The sequence below is a fragment of the Cohnella silvisoli genome, from assembly GCF_021190915.1.
Taxonomy (GTDB): domain Bacteria; phylum Bacillota; class Bacilli; order Paenibacillales; family Paenibacillaceae; genus Cohnella; species Cohnella silvisoli.
Window position 1 is genome coordinate 287,042 of record NZ_JAIOAP010000006.1, and the last position, 16,265, is coordinate 303,306.

A 16,265-nucleotide genomic window follows, 5' to 3' on the forward strand; every position below is an offset into this window, starting at 1 on the left:
GATGCTAATCTTCAATTCTCGATGGTCTAATCATTTGGTCGAAATCAAATAGGCGTAAAAAGAATAAGGTTAGAATGAATGAGATAAACACGACGATTAAAGACACTGCGGCGCCATAGCCGTAATACTTCAAGTTAAAGGCTTGTTGATAGGCATATAAAGACAGTGTTGTTGTATCCCTCATCGGCCCGCCGCCCGTCAATAGCATAATGAAGAAATAAGACGATACGAAGCCAATCAACTCCGAGATCGTAATATACATTAACGGCCACTTTAAGGTTGGCATAATAATTTTCGTAATGACCGATTTCTCGCTTGCGCCATCCACCCGAGCAGCTTTGTATAAATCTTCGGGTATCGAGTTGATCGCTGCGGACAACAGAATCATGCCTCCGGAAATAGTGGAAACGATCGTCGCTAAAATAACAATTGCCATTGCACCTTTCGTAAACCAAGACACCGGATCGGATACAATCCCGAATTGCTGCATTAAGCTATTGAGAAACCCTTCCTCGGTTGGATCGAATACATATTTCCAGAAGGTCACATAGACGACAGCGGGAATAATACTTGGAATGAGCCATAACACTCTGTATAGGACAGCTGATAATTTACCTTTAAGAAAGTACTGTGTGGCAATCGAAATGATTAATGCGAAGAGCAAAGAGATGGCTAATGATAGAACGGCAAAGATTGCCGTATTCCATAATATTTGCGGAAGATTGTAATCGGAGAAAATCCTTGTGAAATTGGTCACTCCGACGAATTTGGGTTTCATAGAGGCGTTCAAATCCGTGAAGGACATGACGATCGTTGCGATGGCAGGCAAAATAAAAAACACAAACACAAGTAACGCAAACGGTGCTATAAATAAATACGGGTATATTTTTTTAGTAAACGGTTTCTTGTAAATTTGCCGAGACGCCGCATTTTCCATGCCAACTTTTCACCCGCTTTCTTGATGTTAAATGGAAAGGTGCTCTAACCTATGATTAGAGCACCTTTCCATAGAATGAATCCACTTACTGCTATTTACTCAATGATGACATGATCCGCAGGGACGTTTTGCTTGACTTCCTTCTTGAATAAATCGTAAGCTTCTTCGGGAGATTTACCCTTAGTTAGGATAGCATCAACCCCTAAAGTATAGCCCTTAACAAAAATGGCATAATCCGGCTGCGGCGGACGAGCGCGGGTGAACTCGACTAAGTACGCATGGTCTTTGTAAAAGTCCATCGCCTTAAAGCGCGCATCCTCTTGAGCTTCCGGCGTTACAGGCAATTTACCGCTCGCTACTGTATGGTTGACCTGCAGATCGGGATCAAGGACATGCTCGATCAATTTTTGCACATACGGCATTTTCTCATCGTCCACTTTCGGACCAACGTATATCAAGGCCGGGTTGCTGAATGAAGATGGCTTTCCGCCTTTTGTCGCTGCCGGGATCGGAATCCAAATCACATTCTCCTTGAACCACTTGTTGTAGCCCTCGATATCATCTTTCATGCCGTTTGCTTCACGCATCATTTGGTAAAACTCCGTACGGGCGAATTCAGCGAAGATGTCGCCCTTAATGAACATAGGAGCCGCTTTGTCCGTGTCGATATCGCCGATACCTTCGGTAATGACACCGCGTTTCACGGCATCGGACCAGAATGAATATACGTCCTTCGCTTGAGCGGCAAGCACTAATTTATTCTGTTCCGGGTCATAGTTATAATTGCCATACGCATAGTTCCAGCCTTCGAATCTCGTATCTTCTACAGCGAAGCCGACTTTAACCAAGTTCTTCTTCTTCGCATCGTCCGCTAAGTTCACCAGATCTCCAAATGTAAAATCTCCGTTATCGACACGAGCCTTCAAGCCATCGACCTGTTCGTCCGTCCAGCCCAATCCCAGCAGAGCTTTGCGGCTAATAAATACCGGAGATGCATCCATATCTTGAATAACGCCATAATAATGACCATCGTATTTCATAATATTCGTATAGGAATCGGGAACGCTCTTGAATACATTGGAATCTTTAACCCAATCGATCTCGCGAATAAGCCCTGCGTTGAGCTGCCACCCAATGTCGACGCTCGAATTAATGAAAATATCCGCAATTTTGCCCGCTTGCGCTTGAAGAATCAATTCATCGTCGCCTATTCCTGGCCACCAATCGATTTTCACTTGAGCATTTTCAGCTTTCAGCTCTTCATTCAAACGCTTTTCGGCCTCGATAAAGTTGTCTTTGCGTGCTCCCCAGGTGTTCTCGCGGACAGAAATGGTAACTTCCTTTGCCTTGTCGCCATTGTTGACACTGCTGGTACTACTGTTGGTACTACTCGATGCCATTGAGTTCCCAGCTTCGTTATTTGTTCCGCAACCAGCTAAAAAACCCGCGCACATGACAATACTTAACGCACTAGCAACAAGTTTCTTCATTTCATTGAATCCTCCTTATGGACTCTTCACTCGTATTTTTTCTCTCATACAAGCTTAGTATAGAACCATAGTGTAAAAGGAGGATTAAATCCACGTTAATTGTTTGTTTTATTGTTGTTTTATATGAAATAATGTTGTTTATTGTGGAAAGACTTCACGGATAGATGTCTCTACGATAGTTAATGCCTGCTCTAATTGTGGCTGCGTCGTAATTAAAGGCGGCACCAGCGTGATTACATTGCCATTTGAAACTTTAAAGCTTAAGCCTTTCTCCATACACCGGTACATGACTTTCTCCGTGCCTTCTATCGCTTTTTCTTTCGTTTGTCTGTTCGTCACAAGCTCGATCCCTGCAAGCATGCCTTTGACGCGCACATCTCCGATGATTTCATGCCTGTGCATCATCTCCGTAAGCCGATGCTCCAGGAACACGCCCATCCGCTCGGCATGGTCAAGCAAGCTGTTATTCTCGATGAATTCAATGGTCGCCAATGCCGCCGCGCAACCTACAGAGCTCTTCTCATGGGTATAATGCCCGAGGGATATATCTTGAGCTACATCCAAACCTTCACGCGCGATAATCCCCGCCATCGGGAACACCCCGCCGCCAAATCCTTTGCCGATGACGACGATATCCGGCACGATATCATAATGTTCATGAACGAACATTTTACCCGTTCTTCCGAACGCCGTAGGAATTTCGTCGAGTACGAGCAGAACGCCGTATTGATCGCAAAGCCGACGCAGCCTCTGGAAGTAGGCTTTGGGAGGAATCTGCACATCGGTACTGCGTATCGGCTCCATGATGATCGCTCCGATATCGTCTTCTCTCTCCAGAATATACTCCAGATAATCAAGGCATTTCGAGCCGCAATCGCCGCAATCGCCTAATATACAGCGGTACGAGTTGTATGGCATCATATGCTCAGTCCCGGGCAACAACGGACCCATCCGGTTTCGAAATACTCCTTCGCCTCCGACTGAAATCGCATCCAGGCCAGCTCCATGGAATGAATCCCAAGTAGAAATCGTCTTGAACTTACCCGTTGCTTTCCGGGCAAGCTTCATCGCCAACCCGATGGCTGTCGTGCCTCCCGGCGTCAATAAAACTTTGTTCAAATCTCCCGGGGCAAGTTCGACCAGCTTCTGTGCCAACTGAACGGCTATCGGACTCGTGTAGCGACGAGGCAAGAACGGGAGTTCGTCCAATTGCCTCTTAACCGCATCAATGACATATTTATTCTTATATCCGACTTGATGAACGCTATTGCCGTGAAAATCCATATACTTGCGGCCGTCCATATCCTCTAAATAAATGCCTTCAGCATTCGCAATGACATTCATGCAAGGCGTCGACATCGACTGATGAAGAAAATAACGGCTGTCTTCCTCTAGTACATCTATCGTTTCCTGGCTTAAATGGGTTTCCTGCCATTGTTGGCGCTCCATGGATAAATTAATATCCCCTTCGGTTCTTAAAAAGGATTTAATTTCCACAGGGTCCGCCTCCTTCCCTAAGGCGGTTATTAACCGCTTCGACAATATCAGGCAATTGGGACATGTCTTCAATGACATAATGCGCTCCGCGGTCCATCAGTTGCTGCTTGGCGGCTTCGATTAGATTCCTTAACTCATTTGCCTCCATCGCATTTGCTTCTTCTACCGTTAAACCTAATATAGAACTGCCTTTAACGACGCCCACCGCCCAAACCCCGGCGTTTCTTGCCTCTTGCATGTCCGACGCCGTATCTCCGACTTTAATAACCTGCGACGGCATTCCCATATCCAGATGAATGATATTGGCATAAATCATATAAGGATAAGGACGGCCCTTGCCATTTACCGAATCCGGCGTCAGCCAGTAATCCGGCGCATACCCGTTCTCATTTGCCTTACTAGCAACAATCTTCATCATGGCATCGTTATATCCGGTTGTCGCGCCGAGCTTCAGGCCATTGCGCCGTAATTGATTGATGACATCTACCACGTGCTCTATCGGATCGGCAAATCGATGCAAGATTGCGAGCAACTTAGGTTCAAACTCTTCGTGCAAATGATCCACGTCACTGTCTGTATAGGGACGACCCATCCGCTCTTCGAACAGCTTGCCGATTCGAGGCATCTCCAGCATCTTTTGAATATGATCCCATTTCAGAAGCCCCATCGGAGCGCGTACTTCCTCCATCGTCGGTTCGATCCCCTTGGATCTGAATATGTCCAAGAACACATGAACGGGCGCCATGCATCCGTAGTCTACTACAGTTCCTGCCCAATCCATTATGATACCTTGTACCTTCATTCTTCTATCAGCTCTTCCATTGTGTGATAATGATATGTTGTGACAAAAATAAATTCATCGTGTATAAGTTGTCGCCGCCCGCTCTGAACATTCCGAATCATAGGGGTGCGAAATGGCAACTCTAAGCTGTTCACGCGTCCTCCTATTGCAACTCAGCCGGGAAAATGGGATTCGACCACGCGGTATTTCCTTCGAAGTCCACACATTCTACGCGTATATATTGCTCTTTCCCCTCAACCCTGTAAGCTCCTTTAGTTATGGGGGAAGCGTCTTTATTGTATAAAGTGCGACCGTTGAAAGGATGTGTAATGAATTTAATAAACTTCACGGGGGAGCACTCGATGTGTATGAAGCCATCTTCTACACGGAGGTCAACGATTTCAGGGCCATTCGACGAATAGTAATGACCGCTCTTTAATGCGGAAATAATGGATTGTTGCTGCAGCTTCTCCGCTTCAACGCTAACCCATCCGCCGAAAAACTCCGAAATGGCGGTGTCGAATTCCCCGCCATGAGCATCGTCCGCCGCAACCCCGAACACTTTGCAGCCGTTCTTCAGCAAGTAATCCCAATGGCGAACGCCGTAACCAACCGCTTCATCAAGCTCCGACTGATGGTTGTAGATTTCAACCGCGAAATATCCCTGAAGCTTCAATAAATCCTCCGGCTTGTTCCTGGACCATTCCGGATGATTCATGATGATCAAGTTTCCTTTAAGCCGCATCTCGTCGATCATGCTCTGTATCGTGCTTAAACCTTCATAATCCGGCTTCGCATGTTCTTCGTCATGCTCGAATTCACTATCCGAGTTTAAAGATTTATCGAGCAGCCCGTGAACATGGTACTGCTGGCCTGTCTTCTGCCAACTCATCTCGCACGCCATTTCATAGCCGTCTAACATAATAAAGCGGTCATCGTCATACGCATCCGACTTGAAATAAATCTCATGATCGCTCAGACACATAAAATCGTAGCCTTTATCCTTATAAGCGTTCATTACGGCTTCGGGGGTGTACTGCCCATCGCTCCGCGTGGAATGGGTATGAAGATTGCCTTTATATTTGCGCTTCCGCCCGTCCAAATAGATGATCGATCTCATCTCTATTCGCCCCCCTGAAGTAAATCCGCCACGAATACCGGATTTGACCAAGCTACATTACCTTCGAAATCGATACATTCCACTCGAACGTACTGCATATCCTCTTCAATCGACATTGATGCGAGAGACATTGGCTCACCATTTTCATAGTTACCGATAAATGGCCCCCTAAGCGGAAAGGCTTTGAACATAATGAATTTGCAAGGCGAGCATTCAATCGTTAGTTGACCGTCTTCCACTCGCAGATCATATATTTCCGGGCCGCTGCTGGAATAAAAATGGCCCATCTTCAAGTTTTTCACAATTTCCGCATGGGTTAAGGTATCCGATTGAACCTGCACCCAGCCCCCGCCGTATTCGGGGATTTTCCAATTCCGATCATGCGCGTGGGAATCGTCCGCCGCGATGCCGAATACTCGTTTGCCGTTCTGCAGCGCATGATCCCAATAAGCTGCGCCATAAGAACTGGAAGTCGACCATTCCGTAGCATGGTTGTAGATTTCAATGGCAAAATAACGATCGTATTTCACCACGTCATCGAACCGTGTTAAATGCCATTCCGGGTGGTTGAACACGACCAGATTGCCGTGGGAACGCATCTCATCGATCAGCAGTTGCGGAGAATGTTCTCCTTCCCAAGGAATTGGGGTGGGAAATGACTGCAAATGACCGAATCTTTCCCGTTCAGGTTCTACGGTAGGATCGTCCAGAACGCCGAAGTGATACCCCGGATCTTTATCGGGAATAGGATTCAGACCGCCTCTTTCCATCCCGGGAATCGTAATGAAATCCGCAGTATTGAACTCATCCGTTCTCGTATAAATTTCATGATCGCTTAAACAAATGAAATGATAACCCTTCTCCTTAAAAGCTACGACTACCTGTTCTGCCGGTAACGATCCATCCGACCAAGTCGTATGAAGGTGCAGGTTGCCTTTATACTTCGTTTTGTTACCGTCCAAATAAATTTTGTTTTTCACAAGATCTCCTCCAGTTACGATGAATTTTGTTTTCTTGTGTTTTTAAGTTGTATTGTGTTGTTTATACTCATCATACAGCTTGGAATGAAAGGTTTCAATTGAAATAAAGATATTTAACGATGCGTTTACATAGTTAACAAAATAATAAAAACACCAAACACCAAACAACAAACACGCCAAAAAGCCCGAAACTCGTCAAGCGTCTCGGGCCTTCCTTCAACTGTGTTCTATGCCGTTCCGAACGTTACTCCCCAGTCCTTCAAGCTTTGCCGGTATGCAATACTCATTCGGTCGCACTTCAAGTGCAGTTCCATCTGGAGGTCAAGCGGCAGCAACTCCGGCTTCTGATTTTCCACCATGACGCGGTCCTGCTCGATTAAGGTGTCCTGAAACGCAATGAAAGCATCGTCCGGAGCCTCCTTATCGTAATTGCGGGCCTTGAGCATGAAAGCTCTGCTCTTCTGCTCCGTCATCGGCAGAACCATCAAGAACAGATGGAACATCTCATCATTATCAGGGTTACGTTTGATTAACGCTGCCGTGAACGGTCCATACACCTCATAAACATAGTGGCTGTTCATGCTCGTACCTCTGCCGTCCGCATCCGGCTGGAATACGACAATCTCATCCGTTCGAAGCAAGCCGACTTCCTCATTCACCCTGTAATCCCGGATTTCCGGGAAACGGCTGTCTCCTAGCAAACCTTCGTGAACGAACATGAGATGCGACACGTCCAAGAAGTTTTCCACGATCCGGGGCCCGGCAGCAGCGAGCTCGTAAGGTCCCATCAACACGACTTTTAATTCTTCATTCAGATAGGGAAAAAATGCAGGGACGCTGTCCTTCGGAGAGCCGATACAAATCCAGATGAGTCCGAACCGTTCGATGCATGAATACGTGCTCGCCTTCGCCTTGTCGGGAATAGCCCGCTCAACCGGCAGGGAGGGGATCTTCACGCAATCCCCGCACCCATTGTATCGCCACCCATGATAAGCGCATACCAACTCGTCATTTTCCACTCGGCCCAAGGATAAAGGAACTCCCCGGTGTATGCACAGATCCTTGAAAGCATGCACGCCCTTGGAGGTCCGGAACAGAACGATTTGTTTCCCGAACAGCATGGTGGAAACCGGTTTGTCATGAAGTTCCGATGAAAGCAGGGCCGGATACCATTGTTCCAGCAAGGCGGGAGACAAATCTGCCGTCATGTTGTTAACCCCTTTCGTTATTGCGGGATCGTACCGCTAACGCCTTTGACGAACCAATTGGTCGATAAAATTTCTTCATCCGCGAGCGGCTTGCCGGCTTCGCCATGTACTTTGCCGGCTTGGTCGGTGATCGGTCCCTGGAACACTTCGAAAGTACCGTCTATGATTTCTTTTTTCTTCGCTTCGACCAGATCGCGCACGTCTTGCGGCACGTTTTTGCCGAATGGCGCGAGGCTCGTAATTCCCGTGCTCATAGGACCCCAATACGATTCGGATTTCCACGTTCCGGCCATATACTTTTTAACCGTATCGATGTAGTAAGGACCCCAATCCCATACATTGTTGGTCAAATAAGTATCGGGAGCGTACTTGCCCATGTCGGAGTCGTTACCGATTCCCCATACCTTCTTCTCGGCGGCGGCCTGAATGCTGGCAGGCGAGTCCTGATAAGCAGCGAGAACGTCGACGCCTTTATCCAGCAAGCTTACGGCAGCTTGACGCTCAACCGTCGGATCGAACCACGTGTTGCTCCAGACGACCGATACTTCCACGTCCGGATTAACGCTTTGCGCCCCAAGGGTGAAAGCATTGATCGTATATACGACTTCCGGGATCGGAAACGCCGCGACGTATCCGATTTTTTTGTTCTTGGTCATCTTGCCTGCGGTCATTCCGACCAAATATCCGCTTTGATATTCGCGGCCCATATAAGTTCCGAGATTATCTGCAGTTTTGTAACCGGTATTGTGGAGGAAAATTTTGTCCGGATGTTTCGCGGCTACCGCGATCATCGAATCCATATAGCCAAAGCTGGTACCGATAATAATATCATTCTCTTTCGCCAAGTCTTCGAATACCCGTTCGGCGTCCGGTCCTTCAGGCACGTTCTCCACGACGGTAGACTTGATTCCGAATTCCTTCTCCATCTCCAGACGGCCCTGATCGTGCTGGTAAGTCCAGCCCCCGTCTCCGGCAACGCCGATGTACACGAATGCGACCTTAGGCAATGGCATCTCCGAAGCGGAAGCGGATGCGGATGGCGATGCAGACGGGCTGCTTGAAGCCGGTACGCTTGCGACAGGCTCGCTCGAGCTTGGCGAAGGAGAAACCTCCTCCTTTTTGGAACAAGCGACCGTGACCACCACTAGCAAAGACAGAACGATTACCCAACCCTTTTTCAGCATGTGTGTTTCTCCTCTCTAATCCATGTGGTTTCTCTACTTATTAGAAATATATAATTACGTTATGTATACGTCAACTTATTTAACGTAATTTTTGTTAAAAAGACAATAAAAATGTTCATAAACCCAATTTCGTTACAGAATAAATGATTTAATGTTATTTTATATAACACAATATGAAACGTGAGAAGATGCTCTTTCTGGCCTCAAATGGAGATCAAGATCAGGACCAAGGGCTGGCTTCAGTCAGCCAGGGTGTTTCCCATCTCATCAATACAAGTGTTAGAAATATAGCGGCTGTGGTACACTGGGAATAAAGAGGATGTTGATTGGCATGTCCATATCGAAAGATATATTGGATCAAAGCTTCAAGGGGAAATCGATTGTCGAGCTAGATGATCTTGTCCATCTCATTGAAGATCACTTCGGATACCGTGTTCAACTCACCCGCAAAGACGAAGAGTCATCCCTGACAGACGAACAGAAGAAAAAGCTGACCTCCATTATTTTCAAAGATCCAGACGTCATTTATCAACTTTCCCAAGCAGAAAAAGATCGGCAGAAAGGCATCTCAACCTACAGTGACAACGAAGAAGAATTTGCCAAGCTATTGACTGAGATCGCGCATGACAATTAAACGCTACGAGGTACTCTGGACAAGCTACGCACGTATCGCACTCGCACAGATGCAGCCGATAAAAGTCGATGCGATGAGCGTCTTCCGATGATCAAATGTCGTATTAGCCTCCGCCCCTGAGAAGAAAGCTTATGGTATCTCGGATTTTCTCGGCTTTGCATTTAATGGCTATGCTTGGACTCTTATCGGTAATGTCATTATCATCTATAAGATTGATCATACTTTGCAAGAAGTGTATGTGGATGCTTGTTATTTCGCCAATACCGGCTCTGCGCACCACATCTTTTGGGGAATTGATCCGGATGAAGACTAAATGCCAAGAATCACAGTGCCTTAAGGCCTGCTGATCTTGGCATTATTATTTTTGCTTACGCAGCGGGAGGGATCTAATATGTCGCGATCTTATAATTTGTCAACACACTCCGCCCCGTTCCCACATATACATAAGGTGGTGAAATTTTTGTTTAGGACAGGGGGCTTGACTTAGCATGTTACACGAAGAGGAACAACGGGAGTTGGAAGACGCGATATCGGAGATTACGGAAATCGCCGAACGCTTCAGCCTCGACTTTTACCCTATGCGCTACGAAATTTGTCCGTCGGACATCATCTATACGTTCGGTGCCTACGGGATGCCAACCCGCTTCAGCCACTGGAGCTTTGGAAAGACGTTTAACCGCATGAAGATGCAATATGATCTTGGCCTCAGTAAAATTTACGAGCTCGTCATTAACTCCAACCCTTGTTACGCCTTTCTGCTCGACGGTAATTCCTTAGTCCAAAATAAACTGATCGTCGCTCACGTGCTCGCTCACTGCGATTTCTTCAAGAACAATGCCCGTTTCTCGATATCCAACCGCAATATGGTTGAAAGTATGTCGGCCGCAGCCGACAGGATCAGCCAATACGAGATTGAATACGGCACCACTCAAGTCGAACGGTTTCTAGATGCGGTCATGGCTATTCAGGAGCATGTCGATCCTGGCATCTACAAGCCTTATGGCTTGGACAAAAAGAATTACATGGATCTCCAGCTTAGAAGAGATAAATCCAAAGACCGCGCCAATAACCGAACCCACTCTCCTTACGAAGATTTATGGGATTTGGAAAACTTCGAGGAAAACAATCGCCCTGATCCCTATGCAGACGACGTACAAGAAGCTCGTAAATTCCCCTTATCTCCGGAGAAGGATATCGTTTGGTTTATCCAAGAGTTTTCGACGAGTATGGAAGATTGGCAGCGCGACATCATGAGCATCCTGCGCGAGGAGATGCTCTATTTCTGGCCTCAGATCGAGACGAAGATCATGAACGAAGGCTGGGCTTCGTACTGGCACCAGAAGATCATGCGCGAACTGCCGCTGACGAGCGAAGAGACGATCGAATATGCCAAGCTTAACTCTGCGGTCGTTCAACCGTCGCGACACTCCTTGAACCCTTATTATCTCGGCCTCAAGATTTTCGAGGATATCGAGAAAAGATTCGGTCAAGAGAAAATCTTCGAGGTCCGCGAGCTCGACTCCGATCCCTCCTTCATGCGCAATTACTTAACCAAGGAGCTTACGGAAGAGCTGGACTTATATATTTTCGAAAAAAAGGGCCAAGAGTGGAAAATTACCGATAAAGGGTGGGAGAACATTCGGGATCAGCTTGTTTACTCGAGAGTGAACGGGGGATTTCCGTATTTGGAGGTTACTGACGGCGACTATCAGCGCAACGGCGAGCTATACGTCACCCACCGGTTCGAAGGGACTGAGCTGGATTTGAAGTACGTCGAGCGCACGCTACCCTACATGGTGCAGCTATGGGGAAAGGCCGTTCACTTAGAGACGATATCGGATGATAAAAAAGTACTGTTCAGCTGCGACGGGAAAAAAACATCGCGTAAAAACGTATAATCTATGACGCTCGAAGAAAACAAAGGGCAGTCCGCTTAATCGGCGGATTGCCCTTTGTCGTTAGGCGTTATGTGTAAGAGTGGCGAGTTTTGTTTAACCTATTCTATAACGAAGGGAGCGAACGACAATGACTCAATCTCAAGGTTCCGATCAAGCCACTACAGCCACGCCGCAACGCCCAACGTCCTTCCCGCCGCAGCATCAGAACCGCCAGCCGGGCTTGGAGAAAGACATGAACCCTCTTCCCGAAGCGAAATCGCCAATATACTTCCCCGCCGGGAAACTAAACGGTAAAGTCGCGATAGTTAGCGGCGGAGACAGCGGGATCGGGCGCGCGGTATCGATCCTCTATGCCAAAGAGGGCGCGAATGTGGCCGTCATTTACTTGAACGAGCAAGTCGATGCTGAGGAAACCAAAAAACAAATAGAAGCCGAAGGCAGGCAATGCCTTCTCATTAGCGGAGACATCGGCGACCCGGAGTTTTGCAAGCAAGCCGTTGAGAAAACAGTGGCCGCGTTGGGCCGTCTTGATATTGTCGTCAACAACGCTGCGGAGCAGCATCCCCAGGACAAGCTGGAGCAGATTACTCCGCAACAGCTGGAAAGAACTTTCCGAACGAACGTGTTCGGCATGTTCTATCTCTCGCAAGCCGCTATGCCTCATTTAACCGCAGGTTCTACCATCATTAATACGACATCCATCACCGCCTACCGCGGCAGCCCAACGTTACTCGATTACTCTTCGACCAAAGGGGCGCAGGTTGCTTTTACCCGTTCGTTAGCCTTGAATGTTATCGGGCAAGGCATTCGGGTGAACGCAGTTGCGCCGGGCCCGATCTGGACCCCGCTTATTCCTTCGACTTTCGACGCCCAGAAGGTTACCAAATTCGGAGCCGATTCTCCGATGAAACGCGCCGGTCAGCCCGATGAATTAGCGCCTGCTTACGTATTTTTGGCCAGCGAAGATTCCTCTTATATGGCTGGACAAGTACTGCATGTGAATGGCGGAGAAATCGTGAACGGCTAAACTAGGGTAAGAGGGCTGTCCCGTAAGGTCTGAGAAGACCTGAGAGTTAGCCCTCAATTATGATAAAAAAATGACAGAGAATAAATAACAGTAAAACTCCCGTTAATTAGATTGAATTCAAGCAGATTCATCGATTTTAATGTAAAAGTCCATTTATTTCCCCCATTAATCTACCTTTACCTAATACTTTCTTAAAAATAAATGGACAATTACGGTTACTCCCCTAAACATGGCGTGGCTCCCATTGCTATAGCTGTAAAAATCCCGCTAATGATTATAAGTCAGTTAACCGTTCGCTTCCTTAAGCCTGACCGAATTGAAGTCCGTCCGGTAATAACGAATCATTACGGCCGAGCCCAGTGCGATGAGAAACGTGTATAGGGCAAGCCATGCGCCGATACTCCCCCAATCAAAAACCATAACGAACAAATAAGTAAGCGGCACGAACATGAACAAGCTAAGCACGAAGGAGGAACGCATCAGGAATGTCGTATCTCCGATGCCTCTGAGCCCTCCGGCATAGAAGTTATAGAAGCCGTCGAATATTTGCAAATAAGCCGATATCGTGATGAGGTAAGCAGCAAGCTCGTACACGCCAGGATCGTTACTGTATATTCCCGCGATTTGTTTGGCCCATATGACTTCGACCGTTCCCAGCACAACGAGGAAAATCGTCCCCAATATCGCAGCGTTTGTGCCTGCCGCCTTCGCAAGATGCGGCTTCCCTTGTCCAATCTCCTGACCGACCAATATGGTCGCGGTTGAACCGAAAGCAAACGCAGGCATGAAGCCGAAGGACATAATACTAAGCGCAACTTCATTCGCCGCCGCGGCCAAATCTCCAAGAGTCAGCACGAATATCGTAAAAATGTACATGGAGACGCTCATCGAGAATTCCTGCAAGCCCAATTTTCCGCTCTCTAGGGAAATAAGCCGAAGCTCCCGCCAGTCCGGTTTCTGGATTTCCCTTGTTCTGAACCGTCGGTGCATGGGTCCCCAGAACATGATCAGACAGATAACAAGCTGTACCGCCTCACCTATTAAAAGCGCATACCCAGCCCCAATGATGCCCATATCCGGCATGCCCCAATGTCCATAGGTCAAACCATAAGTCAACCCGACCATAAGCACGTTCGATAGGATGGAGACGACCATAGATGTCCTTGTGTCGCCGACGCCGCGGAAGAAACCGTGAAACACAAAGCTGACGATGCCGAATGACATGGCGTAGAACCGCAATTCCAAATAGTCGCCTCCGGTCGCCACCAAGTCAGCGGAACCGCCCGTTAGCTTTAAGACGGCCCCGCTCGCCAACCAACCTGCAAGCGCGATGATAACAGCGACTCCCGCACTTACGAAAAGGGCGAGATAAGTTCTCTGCATGCCCTTGCGCATTTCGTTGGCTCCGAAATTTTGCGCGACTAAATAGTTAACCGAATGGCCAATCCCTGAAAATATCGCAAAAACGTTGTACATAATAATATTGGAAACCCCAACAACGGCGATGACCACGAAGCCGAGATCGCCCACTACAATCAGATTGATCGTACCCGTTAAGGTTTGCGTCGCAAAGGCGAATAAAGAAGGAAGCGCCAGCATTAGGATTAAATACCAGCTTTTAAGAAGTTTCATGATGTAATTCCGTCCTCGCTAACTTAAGATGTACCCATTCTGCCCGAGTTGCAACCTTAAGTCAATGCAGGATAACGTGTTTGTTATATTCCATTTTGCTGCTTTAGATCATTTCATCTCTAAGTTTAATCGCATATATGCGCAGTCTTCGGTAATCCGCCGTCCATTCTCCTTGCTTAAATTGCATTTCTTTCAGCCGCTCCACGGCTTCCTCGATCCATATGGCAGATTCCTCTTCGCTCGCACGCGGAAACATAGCCGTCCCGAACATATTGAGCCAAACCTTCATTCCGTTCTCCCCATTATCCAACCGGGTTGGGCGGTCAAATAAGATCGCGCTTCGAACTTCTAATCCAGCCTTCTCGAGCAATGTGGAATATTCCCCGACCGTTGGAAAATACCATGGCATCACGAATGCATCTTCACGATTGCGTGCTTGAAGTGTTTCCCTAACTGCCGTAACGATTGCCTCTACATTACGATGCCCGCCGAATTCGACTACCAATCGTCCTTCGGGTCGAAGACCTTTCGTCATGCTTCTAATCGCTGCCTCGGCATCCTTCATCCAATGCAAAGCGGCGTTACTGAACACTGCATCGTACGTTTGCTCAGCATTCCAACTCATACCATCCGCACACTGAAAAGTCAGATGCGAATATTTGTTCTGTGCTCTTTCGACCATTTCCGGGGAAATATCAACTCCGATTACTTCCGATCCCAAAGATGCGATTTGCGCAGCCAAGTCGCCCGTGCCGCAACCGAAATCAACAATTCTCTCCCCGTTTTGCGGATTCAGCCACTTCACTAAATCCTCGCCGTATTGGGATACAAAACTCATCGAATCGTCATATAAGTTTGCTTCCCAATACACTTTTTGCTTCCTCTTGACATCAACCATTTCAATCATCTCCCCGGTATTTCTTAATAGATCTGTTATATCACAGGGAGTTTTATAATTAAAATATATAAAATCTATATAATAAATAGTTATTACCTATTTCACTCTTTAATTTCGCTTGAACAACGTTGGAAAATAATGACCTTCAAAAGGCTGACCATCATATGGACGAGGACCAAGCAACCGAACATTATCATGACGCTGCACACGAGCTTTATAAGTCGTACTGCCAGGCATAAGATGCGCCACAATGGACAATCGTGGTTGATCCGAGAGGTTCGTGCCTGAACCATGGAACGTCAATGCGTGATGGAAGCTAGCTTGCCCTGCCTTCAGGATGCACGGTTCTTCCACCCATTCACGCCCGCCGGCATACTTTCGTTTCAACTCCTCCATATTCTGATTAAAGAAGGAATCGCTGTCCGGGATCAAGCCCCACTTATGCGAGCCCAGAATAGTCATCATGCCTCCGTTGTTCAAGTCGGTATCCTGCAACGCGATCCAAGCCGTCATCATGTTTGTCGTACTCGCGCACTGCCAATACCCATAATCCTGATGCCAGCCGACGTTGCCTGCACTTGACGCTTTTCCGCTAGTACCCGGCTTGTAAATTACTTGATCGTGCCACAATCTGATCTCGTCAACACCGAGCAGATCGGCGGTTAATTCACCCAACAACGGATCGGTGACGACACTTTGGACCTCGTCGTTAATCCACCATCCATTATCGAACTTGCGCAGCGCTTCCGGATTGGAGTTCGGTTGATACGGGTACATTGGATAGCCGTCACCGTCATAATCGCCACCCCATATTCGATCATGCGCATTGCGCAAACGCGCGATTTGGTCATCGTCGAGCAATTTCGGGCTAATCCAATATCCGTCTCGTTCGAACGTTTCTTTATCCTGCTGTGTAATTTTGTAATTTTTTTGAGCTTCCATCGGTTTGTTCCTCCTCTTTAATTGTCGTTCTACTTCA

Annotated in this window: 14 protein-coding genes; 3 read left to right on the forward strand and 11 right to left on the reverse strand. The window is 47.4% G+C overall.

Annotation, left to right across the window (positions count from 1 at the left end; translation table 11 throughout):
* Positions 1–4: 4 nt before the first annotated feature.
* From K7P76_RS14060 to K7P76_RS14095, 8 genes are all read right to left on the reverse strand, one after another.
* Positions 5–937: a carbohydrate ABC transporter permease gene (locus tag K7P76_RS14060; RefSeq protein ID WP_232185927.1), complete on the reverse strand. Its 933-nt coding sequence runs from the start codon at positions 935–937 to the stop codon at positions 5–7.
* Positions 938–1,032: 95 nt separating this feature from the next.
* Positions 1,033–2,427: an extracellular solute-binding protein gene (locus tag K7P76_RS14065; protein ID WP_232185928.1), complete on the reverse strand. Its 1,395-nt coding sequence runs from the start codon at positions 2,425–2,427 to the stop codon at positions 1,033–1,035.
* 138 nt (positions 2,428–2,565) lie between these two features.
* Positions 2,566–3,924 carry an aspartate aminotransferase family protein gene (locus tag K7P76_RS14070; RefSeq protein WP_232185929.1) on the reverse strand — a complete coding sequence of 453 codons (1,359 nt, stop codon included), beginning with the start codon at positions 3,922–3,924 and terminating at the stop codon, positions 2,566–2,568.
* Positions 3,914–4,726 (reverse strand): phosphonoacetaldehyde hydrolase, encoded by an 813-nt coding sequence (phnX, locus tag K7P76_RS14075; protein WP_232185930.1) that lies wholly within the window; start codon positions 4,724–4,726, stop codon positions 3,914–3,916. The genes K7P76_RS14070 and phnX overlap by 11 nt, the downstream gene beginning before the upstream one ends.
* Positions 4,727–4,868: 142 nt before the next feature.
* Entirely contained in the window at positions 4,869–5,825 is a 957-nt protein-coding gene (locus tag K7P76_RS14080; RefSeq protein WP_232185931.1) for a CehA/McbA family metallohydrolase domain-containing protein, read from the reverse strand.
* A 2-nt stretch (positions 5,826–5,827) separates the two neighbouring features.
* Entirely contained in the window at positions 5,828–6,805 is a 978-nt protein-coding gene (locus K7P76_RS14085; protein WP_232185932.1) for a CehA/McbA family metallohydrolase, read from the reverse strand.
* A 227-nt stretch (positions 6,806–7,032) separates the two neighbouring features.
* Positions 7,033–8,013 carry an aromatic ring-hydroxylating dioxygenase subunit alpha gene (locus tag K7P76_RS14090; RefSeq protein WP_232185933.1) on the reverse strand — a complete coding sequence of 327 codons (981 nt, stop codon included), beginning with the start codon at positions 8,011–8,013 and terminating at the stop codon, positions 7,033–7,035.
* 17 nt (positions 8,014–8,030) lie between these two features.
* Positions 8,031–9,197 (reverse strand): BMP family ABC transporter substrate-binding protein, encoded by a 1,167-nt coding sequence (locus tag K7P76_RS14095; protein WP_232185934.1) that lies wholly within the window; start codon positions 9,195–9,197, stop codon positions 8,031–8,033.
* 331 nt (positions 9,198–9,528) lie between these two features.
* Between K7P76_RS14095 and K7P76_RS14100 the strand changes: the two genes are divergently transcribed.
* The 3 genes from K7P76_RS14100 (at position 9,529) to K7P76_RS14110 (ending at position 12,756) form a co-directional block, all read left to right on the forward strand.
* Positions 9,529–9,831: a hypothetical protein gene (locus K7P76_RS14100; RefSeq protein WP_232185935.1), complete on the forward strand. Its 303-nt coding sequence runs from the start codon at positions 9,529–9,531 to the stop codon at positions 9,829–9,831.
* A gap of 488 nt (positions 9,832–10,319) precedes the next feature.
* Positions 10,320–11,729 carry a SpoVR family protein gene (locus K7P76_RS14105; RefSeq protein ID WP_232185936.1) on the forward strand — a complete coding sequence of 470 codons (1,410 nt, stop codon included), beginning with the start codon at positions 10,320–10,322 and terminating at the stop codon, positions 11,727–11,729.
* A 127-nt stretch (positions 11,730–11,856) separates the two neighbouring features.
* Positions 11,857–12,756 carry an SDR family oxidoreductase gene (locus K7P76_RS14110; RefSeq protein ID WP_232185937.1) on the forward strand — a complete coding sequence of 300 codons (900 nt, stop codon included), beginning with the start codon at positions 11,857–11,859 and terminating at the stop codon, positions 12,754–12,756.
* Positions 12,757–13,041: 285 nt separating this feature from the next.
* On the opposite strand, the gene K7P76_RS14115 is transcribed toward K7P76_RS14110, so the two are convergent.
* From K7P76_RS14115 to K7P76_RS14125, 3 genes are all read right to left on the reverse strand, one after another.
* A complete protein-coding gene (locus tag K7P76_RS14115; protein WP_232185938.1) occupies positions 13,042–14,388 on the reverse strand; it encodes an MATE family efflux transporter in 1,347 nt (448 codons plus the stop codon).
* A 103-nt stretch (positions 14,389–14,491) separates the two neighbouring features.
* Positions 14,492–15,286 carry a class I SAM-dependent methyltransferase gene (locus K7P76_RS14120; RefSeq protein ID WP_232185939.1) on the reverse strand — a complete coding sequence of 265 codons (795 nt, stop codon included), beginning with the start codon at positions 15,284–15,286 and terminating at the stop codon, positions 14,492–14,494.
* A 108-nt stretch (positions 15,287–15,394) separates the two neighbouring features.
* Positions 15,395–16,228, reverse strand: coding sequence for a phytanoyl-CoA dioxygenase family protein (locus K7P76_RS14125; protein WP_232185940.1), 834 nt, complete (start codon positions 16,226–16,228; stop codon positions 15,395–15,397).
* Positions 16,229–16,265: the final 37 nt, after the last annotated feature.

Excerpts from the sequence above, each read along its gene's own strand:
- K7P76_RS14120 (WP_232185939.1), bottom strand. The coding sequence starts at position 15,286 with ATGGTTGATGTCAAGAGGAAGCAAAAAGTGTATTGGGAAGCAAACTTA.
- K7P76_RS14125 (WP_232185940.1), bottom strand. The coding sequence starts at position 16,228 with ATGGAAGCTCAAAAAAATTACAAAATTACACAGCAGGATAAAGAAACG.
- K7P76_RS14080 (WP_232185931.1), bottom strand. The coding sequence starts at position 5,825 with ATGAGATCGATCATCTATTTGGACGGGCGGAAGCGCAAATATAAAGGC.
- K7P76_RS14090 (WP_232185933.1), bottom strand. The coding sequence starts at position 8,013 with ATGACGGCAGATTTGTCTCCCGCCTTGCTGGAACAATGGTATCCGGCC.
- K7P76_RS14110 (WP_232185937.1), top strand. The coding sequence starts at position 11,857 with ATGACTCAATCTCAAGGTTCCGATCAAGCCACTACAGCCACGCCGCAA.
- K7P76_RS14095 (WP_232185934.1), bottom strand. The coding sequence starts at position 9,197 with ATGCTGAAAAAGGGTTGGGTAATCGTTCTGTCTTTGCTAGTGGTGGTC.
- phnX (WP_232185930.1), bottom strand. The coding sequence starts at position 4,726 with ATGAAGGTACAAGGTATCATAATGGATTGGGCAGGAACTGTAGTAGAC.
- K7P76_RS14115 (WP_232185938.1), bottom strand. The coding sequence starts at position 14,388 with ATGAAACTTCTTAAAAGCTGGTATTTAATCCTAATGCTGGCGCTTCCT.
- K7P76_RS14105 (WP_232185936.1), top strand. The coding sequence starts at position 10,320 with ATGTTACACGAAGAGGAACAACGGGAGTTGGAAGACGCGATATCGGAG.
- K7P76_RS14060 (WP_232185927.1), bottom strand. The coding sequence starts at position 937 with ATGGAAAATGCGGCGTCTCGGCAAATTTACAAGAAACCGTTTACTAAA.
- K7P76_RS14100 (WP_232185935.1), top strand. The coding sequence starts at position 9,529 with ATGTCCATATCGAAAGATATATTGGATCAAAGCTTCAAGGGGAAATCG.
- K7P76_RS14065 (WP_232185928.1), bottom strand. The coding sequence starts at position 2,427 with ATGAAGAAACTTGTTGCTAGTGCGTTAAGTATTGTCATGTGCGCGGGT.